The 1,281-nt window shown below is 69.8% G+C and carries 1 pseudogene; it reads left to right on the plus strand.

From position 1 onward, the window contains the following. Window positions 1-1,281 (plus strand): annotated as a pseudogene (locus A3728_RS23110) (hypothetical protein); the annotation flags it as partial.

Genomic DNA, 1,281 nt, shown 5'->3' on the forward strand with positions numbered 1-1,281 from the left:
CCGGAGACCTCGGAAGACAGGGATGACGCCGAAACGTCTGCCTTTGTGCTGCCCTCGCTCGGCGGTGCTTCGCGCCGGGCAGACACCAGCGGGGGCGCCTCGCCCTCCCTCACCGCGTCGCGCGATGAAAAAAGCGCGCAACCCTTCGCCAGCCGGCGCGGCAAGGCAGGCGGGGATAGCCCGGCACGGGTAGAGCCGAACCTGACCGCAGGCGCCGCGGCCCAAGGAACGCCCGCCCCCTCCGCGGCCAAAGCCGCCCTGTCACATGCCACCGCGCCCCAGCCCGACGACGCCGGCAAACCCGATGCCGTCGCCGCGTTCGCCGCGCGCCATGGTGCCGGAAATGCCAAGCCGAAGGCAGAAGCCGAGAAATCCGAAAAACCCCGCACCGCTCTGACCGAAGCCGAAAGGATGACCGTCTTCGGTGCCCGTCAGACCGAAGTGGGGGGCAAACCCCGTTTCCTCGGGCTGATGCTGACCACGGGTCTGCTGGTATTTCTGGCCGGGGTCGCCGCTTGGGCATCGGTGTTCTTCGACGACGGGCTCGACCTGTCGCGGCTCTTCGGCGACCGGGAGCCGCGCATCGTCGAGCCGGGGCCGATCTCCACAACCGACGGGCAAATCCTGCCCGCGCGCCCGCGTGTCCGCGCGCCAGAGGGTGCGGATGAACCGGCAACCCTTGCCTCGCTCCCCCCGAAGGGAGAACCCGTGGAGGCCCCCGCCCCCACACCGAAGGAGCCGAAGCCCGAGATCCTGGCTGCCATCGAACCCGAGAGCCTCGCCGATGTGCCCTCCCAGATCGAAACCCTGCGCAGTCCTGCACCCAGCGCGCCCCTGACGGAAACGCAGCTCGAAGCGAAATACGCCACCACCGGCATCTGGCCCCGCGCACCGCAGATCCCGCCCGACCCGGCGGAGGTGATCGATATCGAGGATCTCTACATCACCAGTATCGATCCGGTCAGCACATCCACGGATGCGGTGGCCCTGCCCCCGCTCGACAGCTTTGTGTCGGACGTGGTCATGGCCGGGCTGTCCTCCCCCGCCGCACCGGGCACCCTGTTCACGCTGGACGAACGCGGCCTCGTCGAACCTTCGGAAAAGGGCGCGCTGACGCCTGATGGCATCCTCGTCTATCGCGGCAAACCGCCCGCGGTGCCCCCGGTCCCGCCCGAACGCACGGAAGAGGCACCCGCCCCGCCCGAAGCCCTGCGCGCGCTGGCGCTCACCCGCCCGCAGGTGCGGCCATCGGACCTGTCGGAAACCAACGAACGCGCCCAG

Origin of the sequence: Sulfitobacter sp. HI0040 (genome assembly GCF_001634885.1) — a bacterium.
GTDB lineage: Bacteria > Pseudomonadota > Alphaproteobacteria > Rhodobacterales > Rhodobacteraceae > Sulfitobacter.